Origin of the sequence: Scandinavium sp. NPDC088450 (genome assembly GCF_044900545.1) — a bacterium.
In the GTDB taxonomy this organism is placed as follows: Bacteria; Pseudomonadota; Gammaproteobacteria; order Enterobacterales; family Enterobacteriaceae; genus Scandinavium.
Genome location: NZ_JBJDNI010000034.1, coordinates 38,076 through 46,166 on the forward strand (window position 1 = coordinate 38,076; position 8,091 = coordinate 46,166).

6 protein-coding genes are annotated in these 8,091 nt (G+C 54.4%); 4 read left to right on the top strand and 2 right to left on the bottom strand.

Annotated elements, in window-relative coordinates; all coding sequences use genetic code 11:
- Window positions 1-225 precede the first annotated feature (225 nt).
- Both metC and yghB read left to right on the top strand, forming a co-directional pair.
- Window positions 226-1,413 (top strand): cystathionine beta-lyase, encoded by a 1,188-nt coding sequence (metC, locus tag ACI2I2_RS22200; protein ID WP_404659935.1) that lies wholly within the window; start codon window positions 226-228, stop codon window positions 1,411-1,413.
- 131 nt (window positions 1,414-1,544) lie between these two features.
- A complete protein-coding gene (gene yghB, locus ACI2I2_RS22205) occupies window positions 1,545-2,204 on the top strand; it encodes a DedA family general envelope maintenance protein YghB (RefSeq protein ID WP_404659936.1) in 660 nt (219 codons plus the stop codon).
- Window positions 2,205-2,314: 110 nt separating this feature from the next.
- On the opposite strand, the gene ACI2I2_RS22210 is transcribed toward yghB, so the two are convergent.
- Complete coding sequence (locus ACI2I2_RS22210; protein WP_404659937.1) at window positions 2,315-3,214, bottom strand: AraC family transcriptional regulator N-terminal domain-containing protein; 900 nt, start codon at window positions 3,212-3,214, stop codon at window positions 2,315-2,317.
- A 195-nt stretch (window positions 3,215-3,409) separates the two neighbouring features.
- Here ACI2I2_RS22210 and yqhD point away from each other — a divergent pair, with 195 nt between their 5' ends.
- On the top strand, window positions 3,410-4,573 hold the full coding sequence (gene yqhD, locus ACI2I2_RS22215) for an alcohol dehydrogenase (protein WP_404659938.1): 1,164 nt from the start codon (window positions 3,410-3,412) through the stop codon (window positions 4,571-4,573).
- A 107-nt stretch (window positions 4,574-4,680) separates the two neighbouring features.
- The gene (gene dkgA, locus ACI2I2_RS22220) at window positions 4,681-5,508 is read left to right on the top strand and encodes a 2,5-didehydrogluconate reductase DkgA (RefSeq protein WP_404659939.1); all 828 of its coding nucleotides are present in this window, start codon (window positions 4,681-4,683) and stop codon (window positions 5,506-5,508) included.
- A gap of 39 nt (window positions 5,509-5,547) precedes the next feature.
- Here dkgA and ACI2I2_RS22225 read toward each other — a convergent pair whose 3' ends face one another.
- Window positions 5,548-7,779 carry a YgiQ family radical SAM protein gene (locus ACI2I2_RS22225; RefSeq protein ID WP_404659940.1) on the bottom strand — a complete coding sequence of 744 codons (2,232 nt, stop codon included), beginning with the start codon at window positions 7,777-7,779 and terminating at the stop codon, window positions 5,548-5,550.
- Window positions 7,780-8,091: the final 312 nt, after the last annotated feature.

The window sequence follows — 8,091 nt, forward strand, 5'->3', positions numbered from 1 at the left end:
AAAATCTGAGCGTAATAATATCAAAACGTCGTCGAATTGATAGTCGTTCTCATTACTATTTACATAGTGACGCAATCATGGCTACTTTTCATTGCGCTTACGCAGTAAAAAGAGGCTTAGCGACAAGATGACAAAATTTTCTGCTTTATCGGTGATGCGATCGCACTTTGCCTGACAATCATGCTAGTTTAGACGTCCAGACGTATAAAAACAGGTAACGCGAACATGTCCGATAAGCAACTTGATACCGTGCTGGTGAACGCCGGGCGCAGTAAAAAATACACCTTAGGCTCGGTGAACAGTGTGGTTCAGCGCGCCTCATCCCTTGTCTTTGACACGGTGGAGGCCAAAAAGCATGCCACCCGCAATCGTGCCAAAGGCGAACTCTTTTATGGCCGTCGCGGCACGCTGACCCATTTCTCTTTGCAGGAAGCGATGTGCGAACTGGAAGGCGGTGCAGGCTGTGCGCTGTTCCCCTGCGGCGCTGCGGCTGTTGCCAATACTATCCTGGCCTTTGTGGAACAGGGCGATCACGTCCTGATGACCAACACCGCATACGAGCCAAGCCAGGATTTCTGTACCAAAATTCTCGCCAAACTGGGCGTGACCACTGGCTGGTTTGATCCGCTGATTGGTGCTGATATCGAAAAGTTGATTCAGCCGAACACCAAAGTGGTGTTTCTGGAATCGCCAGGTTCGATCACCATGGAAGTACATGATGTGCCAGCGATTGTAGCTGCCGTGCGCCGCGTAGCACCCGAAGCGATCATTATGATCGACAACACCTGGGCGGCAGGCGTGCTGTTTAAAGCGCTGGATTTTGACATCGATATTTCCATTCAGGCGGCGACCAAATACCTGATTGGCCATTCTGATGGAATGATCGGCACGGCAGTTTCTAACGCTCGCTGTTGGGATCAACTGCGTGAAAATGCGTACCTGATGGGCCAGATGGTGGATGCTGACACCGCCTACATGACCAGCCGCGGTTTGAGAACGCTGGGTGTGCGTTTACGACAGCATCACGAAAGCAGCCTGAAAATTGCCGAATGGTTAGCTCAGCATCCACAGGTTGAACGCGTCAATCACCCGGCGTTACCGGGAAGTAAAGGTCATGAGTTCTGGAAACGAGACTTTACGGGTAGCAGCGGTTTGTTCTCATTCGTTCTCAAAAAACGGCTCAATGATGCCGAGCTGGCGGCTTATCTGGATAATTTTACCCTCTTCGGCATGGCCTATTCCTGGGGCGGTTACGAGTCGCTGATCCTCGCCAACCAGCCCGAGCAACTGGCGGACATCCGCCCCGAAGCGGAACTCGACTTTAGCGGGACGCTGGTACGACTGCATATCGGTTTAGAAAATGTTGACGATCTTATCCACGATTTGTCTGCGGGCTTCGAACGCATCGTGTAAAGTGGCAACCCAATGGACACAATTTCAGACAGTCCCCGCTAAAACTGCCTGCATTGTTGCGCCCGGGATCAAGGCATCTCGGGCGATTCAGGAGTACACTACACAGAAAATGTCAGTCCACAGGAAAGTCCATGGTTGTTATTCAGGAGATTGTCGCCGCGCTTTGGCAACATGATTTTACCGCGCTGGCGGACCCGCACGTTGTGGGGGTGGTTTATCTGGTCATGTTTGCGACACTGTTTTTAGAAAATGGTCTGCTGCCTGCGTCTTTCCTGCCGGGAGACAGCCTGTTGCTGCTCGCGGGAGCCCTGATTGCGAAAGGGGTAATGGGCTTTATGCCAACCCTGATTATCCTGACCGCCGCCGCCAGCCTGGGTTGTTGGCTAAGCTATATTCAAGGCCGCTGGTTGGGTAACACTAAAATGGTCAAAGGCTGGCTGGCTCAACTGCCCGTTAAATATCACGAACGTGCCACATGCATGTTTGATCGCCACGGCTTACTGGCGCTGCTGGCCGGGCGTTTCCTCGCATTTGTTCGCACCCTTCTGCCAACCATGGCGGGCATTTCCGGCCTGTCCAACCGCCGTTTCCAGTTCTTTAACTGGTTAAGCGCTGTGCTGTGGGTCGGGGTCGTCACCAGCTTCGGTTATGCGCTGAGCATGATCCCGTTCGTGAAACGCCACGAAGATCAGGTAATGACCTTCCTGATGATCCTGCCGATTTTCCTGCTGGTCTGCGGCCTGCTCGGCACGGTGATTGTGGTGATTAAGAAGAAGTACTGTAACGCCTGATTGGGTTCTCCCCCTCTCCCCTGCCCTCTCCCCAAGGGAGAGGGAGTAAAAACAGTAAATACATACGTTTATTGATCCCCTCTCCCCACGGGAGAGGGGCAACGCTCAAATCACACACCCTGCATCCCGCGAATGCGAGCCGCATCTTCCCCCGGCGTTAAACCGAAGTAGCGTTTAAACTCACGGCTAAACTGTGAAGCACTTTCATAGCCGACCTTCATCGCCGCAGTGCTGGCCTTCAAGCCATCGTGCACCATCATCATTCTCGCTTTGTGCAGGCGGTAGCTTTTCAGGTACTGCAACGGCGACGTGCTGGTCACTGACTTAAAATTATGATGGAACGCCGAGACGCTCATATTCGCTTCTGCCGCCAGTTGATCCACACTCAGGTTTTCCGTGTACTGGCTTTCAATACGTTTCAGCACCCGGCTAATCAGGCTGAAATGCGTCTGGCGGCTGACCAGCGCCAGCAGCGCCCCGCCGCGCGGCCCCATCAGCACGTGGTAGAGCATCTCGCGAATAATCTGTTTACCGAGAATTCTCGCATCCAGTGGACGTTCCATCACATCCAGCAGGCGTTCTGCTGCACAGAGAATGTCGTCAGATAAGGTCGCTGAGTTGATCCCACTCGCCGCCATCGACGGCTGAAACAGCTCATCTTCGCCGATGTCCATCAGCAGTTCTTGCAGTTGGAGGATATCCACATTCAGGCGCAATCCCGCCAACGGCACTTCCGGCGTGGCAAAGGTTTCACACTCAAACGGCAGCGGGACCGTTAATAACAGGTATTCGTTGGCATCATAACGAAACACTCGTTCGTTAATATGACCGATTTTATGGCCCGAAAAGAGAAAAACGATGCCGGGCTGGTACATCACCGGCGTGCGGGTTCCGGGCTGCGTGCCGTACAAAAGACGGATATCCGGCAACAGCGCGGTGAGCTTTTCTTCATTGTTTTTCAGCTGCTTAATTTTATCTGTCAGCAGAAGACAGGTCTCTTCGCGTTTCATTCTGGATACCATTCCGGGCAGGTTTCGATGACCACAGTGTGAACGTTACTGTTCATTTCCTCCAGCCCTCTGGAGAAATGGGCAAGACAATGGCAGGAATATGCATTGAGACTGGCCCCCTGGAAGACCACAATACACTCCATCAGGCAGCACCGCGTCTGCCCTATTTTTCACCTGCACTTAAGGGAACAAGCTATGTTTAATTTTGACCTGCACACACCAACTCGCATTTTATTTGGTCAAGGCGCTATCGCTGACCTGCGTGCGCAAATTCCTGCCGATGCACGAGTTCTGGTGACGTACGGCGGCGGCAGCGTGAAGAAAACCGGCGTGCTGGATCAGGTGCTTAGCGCCCTGAAAGGCCTGGACGTGCTGGAGTTTGGCGGTATTGAACCGAACCCGTCTTACGAAACGCTGATGAACGCTGTCAAACTCGCTCGCGAAGAGAAAATCACTTTCCTGCTGGCTGTGGGCGGCGGTTCCGTACTGGACGGCACGAAATTCATCGCGGCGGCGGCACATTACGCAGACGGCGTTGATCCATGGGAAATCCTGCAAACGGGCGGCAGCAAGATTGAAAGTGCCATCCCAATGGGTTCTGTGCTGACACTGCCAGCCACCGGGTCCGAATCCAACATGGGCGCGGTTATTTCCCGTAAAACCACTGGCGACAAGCAGGCGTTTATGAATCCGCTGGTGCGCCCAGTCTTTGCCGTGCTTGATCCGGTTTACACCTACACCCTGCCGCCGCGTCAGGTTGCCAACGGTGTGGTTGATGCGTTTGTGCATACTGTTGAGCAGTACGTCACTTACCCGGTGAATGCCAAAATTCAGGACCGTTTCGCCGAAGGCATTCTGCTGACGCTGGTTGAAGAAGGCCCGAAAGCGCTGAAAGAGCCGGAAAACTACGATGTCCGCGCCAACGTCATGTGGGCAGCCACTCAGGCACTGAACGGCCTGATTGGGGCTGGCGTACCGCAAGACTGGGCCACGCATATGTTGGGTCACGAACTGACAGCGATGCACGGCCTGGATCACGCTCAAACGCTTGCCGTTGTTCTGCCTGCGCTGTGGAATGAAAAACGCGATACTAAGCGTGCCAAACTGCTGCAATACGCAGAGCGCGTGTGGAACATCACTGAAGGGTCTGAAGATGCACGCATCGACGCAGCCATCGCGGCAACTCGCAATTTCTTCGAAGCGATGGGCGTACCGACTCGTCTGTCCGGCTACGGTCTGGACGGCAGCACTATCCCGGCGCTGCTGAAAAAACTCGAAGAGCATGGCATGACGCAAATCGGTGAACATCAGGATATTACCCTCGACGTGAGCCGTCGCATTTACGAAGCGGCACGCTAAGGGATTTCCGCTTAACCTTTCGTTTTCTCGTATTTCGACCAGACTTAGTGTTACTGATTTGCCGGAGGGGCGTATGTCCTCCGGTGATTTTATCTAAGGAGGAACGCATGACACATCCAACTGTGATTAAGCTTCAGGACGGCAACATCATGCCGCAGCTGGGCCTAGGCGTGTGGAAAGCAAGCAACGAGGAAGTCGTTTCGGCCATTCATAAAGCGCTGGAGGTCGGCTATCGGTCGATTGATACTGCCGCGGCGTACAAGAACGAAGATGGCGTAGGCAAGGCCCTGAAAAGTGCAGGCGTCGCTCGCGATGAACTGTTTATCACCACCAAGCTGTGGAACGACGACCAGAAGCGTCCGGCTCAGGCTTTGCAGGAAAGTCTCGATAAGCTGCAGCTCGATTTCGTTGATCTCTATCTGATGCACTGGCCCGTTCCCGCTATCGATCACTATGTCGAAGCCTGGAAAGGCATGATTGAACTGCAACAAAAGGGGCTGGTAAAGAGTATTGGTGTCTGTAACTTCCAGATCAATCACCTGCAACGGCTGATCGATGAAACGGGCGTCAGTCCGGTCATCAACCAGATTGAGCTTCACCCTCTGATGCAGCAGCGTCAATTGCATTCGTGGAACGCCACGCACAAGATCCAGACGGAATCCTGGAGCCCACTGGCTCAGGGCGGCGAAGGCGTGTTTGATCAAACCATCATTCGCCATTTGGCGGAAAAATACGGCAAGACCCCAGCGCAGATTGTCATTCGCTGGCATCTGGACAGCGGTCTGGTCGTTATCCCGAAATCGGTCACCCCGGCGCGTATCGCTGAGAACTACAACGTCTGGGACTTCCGTCTTGATAAGGATGAACTGGGCGAGATAGCCAAACTGGATCAGGGAAAACGGCTTGGGCCGGACCCCGATCAGTTTGGTGGTTAAGCGTAATGCAAAAGCCCGGTCTGTTGACCGGGCTTTCTTTTATGGCTTCGCTGCTCGTCTGGCGGCAGGTTTGCCGTTAGCGACAGGTTTTCCCTTCGCGACTGGCTTGCCCTTCGCGGCAGCATTCGGCTTAGCGGCACCCGGATTACGCTGATGCGATACTGGCGTGTGCTTGGTCAGCGCCGGACGTGTGTTGCGGTTCTGACGGCGCGCTTCACGCATCTCTTCAAGCGTAGGCGAAGGCACCAGACACTCACGGCGACCGCCAATCAGGTGTTTCATTCCCTTCTCTTCCAGCGCCTGACGAATCATCGGCCAGCCTGCCGGATCGTGATAACGCAGCAGGGCTTTATGCAGACGGCGCTGCTTGTCGCCTTTCGGAATGAAGACTTCTTCACTCTTATAGCCAATCTTACTCAGCGGGTTCTTGCCGGTGTAATACATGGTGGTCGAGTTCGCGAGCGGCGACGGATAGAAGTTCTGCACCTGATCGAGACGGAAGCGGTTCTTCTTCAGCCACAGCGCCAGGTTGATCATGTCTTCATCTGTTGTGCCAGGATGCGCAGAGATGAAGTAAGGGATCAGATACTGCTCTTTCCCGGCCTGTTTTGAATAGGTGTCGAACAGCTCTTTGAAGCGATCGTAGCTGCCCATACCCGGCTTCATCATTTTCGACAGCGGGCCTTCTTCGGTGTGCTCTGGTGCTATCTTCAGATAGCCGCCCACGTGGTGCGTCGCCAGCTCTTTGATATAACGCGGATCTTCTACGGCGATGTCATAACGCACGCCAGACGCGATGAGGATCTTCTTGATGCCTTTCAGATCGCGCGCGCGACGATAAAGGTTGATCGTCGGCTCATGGTTGGTGTCCATGTGCGGGCAGATGTCCGGGTAAACACAGGAGAGACGGCGGCAGGTTTGCTCCGCACGCGGCGACTTACAGCGCAGCATGTACATGTTGGCCGTTGGGCCACCCAAATCGGAGATAATACCGGTGAAACCGGGAACCGTGTCGCGAATGGCTTCGATCTCATTGATGATCGACTCTTCGGAACGGCTCTGAATAATGCGCCCTTCGTGCTCGGTGATGGAACAGAACGAGCAACCCCCGAAGCAGCCACGCATGATGTTGACCGAAAAACGGATCATTTCATAAGCAGGTATGCGGGCGTTGCCGTATGCCGGATGCGGCACACGTTTGTACGGCAGCGCAAACACGCTGTCCATCTCTTCAGTGGAAAGCGGGATAGCAGGCGGGTTCAGCCAGATGTAGCGATCGCCGTGTTTTTGCATCAGCGCGCGAGCACAACCAGGGTTGGTTTCATGATGCAGGATGCGGGAAGCGTGCGCATACAGCACCTTGTCGCCTTTGACTTTCTCATAGGACGGCAGCAGCACGTAGGTTTTTTCCCACGGCTTTGGCTTCGGCGGCTGCACGGTGATCCGTTTGGCTTCGGCTTTTTTCGGTTCAACGGGCTTGTTGTCAGCGCACGGCAGATCTTCCCCGTAAGGATGGGGGATCGGATCGATTTTACCCGGCGTATCCAGACGCGTTGAATCCACTCCGCTCCAGCCTGGCAGCGCTTCTTTCACCATGATCGCGGTGTTGCGCACATCACGAATATCAGACACCAACTCCCCCATCGACAGACGATGGGCGACTTCCACCAGCGGACGCTCGCCGTTGCCGTAAATCAGCATGTCAGCTTTGGAGTCCACCAGCACCGAACGGCGCACGGTATCAGACCAGTAGTCGTAGTGTGCAGAACGACGCAGGCTCGCTTCGATCCCGCCGAGGATCACCGGCACATCTTTCCAGGCTTCTTTACAACGCTGGGTGTACACCAGCGTCGCGCGATCAGGACGTTTACCGGCAAGGTTATCGGCGGTGTACGCATCGTCGTGACGCAGCTTACGGTCAGCCGTATAACGGTTGATCATCGAGTCCATGTTGCCCGCGGTCACACCGAAGAACAGGTTCGGTTTCCCGAGACGCATAAAGTCGTCTTTGCTGTTCCAGTCAGGCTGAGAAATGATCCCCACACGGAAGCCCTGAGCTTCAAGCATACGCCCGCAGATAGCCATGCCGAAGCTTGGATGATCGACGTAGGCATCGCCTGTGACCAGAATGATGTCGCAGCTATCCCAGCCAAGTTGGTCCATCTCTTCCCGAGACATAGGTAAAAACGGTGCCGGGCCAAAACAGGCCGCCCAGTACTGAGGCCAGGAAAAGAGATCGCGATCCGGCTGGATCAGGGAAATTGCGCTCATAGTGCTTCCGGGTGGTTAAAAAAGAACCTTCAAAGGGCGGGGATTATAAGGGAATGCGGATGAGTGTGCCAGATCGCGGGCGGAAAATTACGTTGGGAAGCCTTTATCCATGCGGAGTGTGTGGCTTACAGAGTGCGTTCACCCCTCTCCCCGGCCCTCTCCCAAAGGGAGAGGGAGAAAGAGAAAGGCATGAGCACGTGACAGTCCCCTCTCCCTTTGGGCTGAGGTATCCCCACAAAAGTGAAAAGCACGATGAAGTGTGATCTACTGGTTGCGCTAACAAAACAGAAGAGACCTCATCGTGCCTTTACA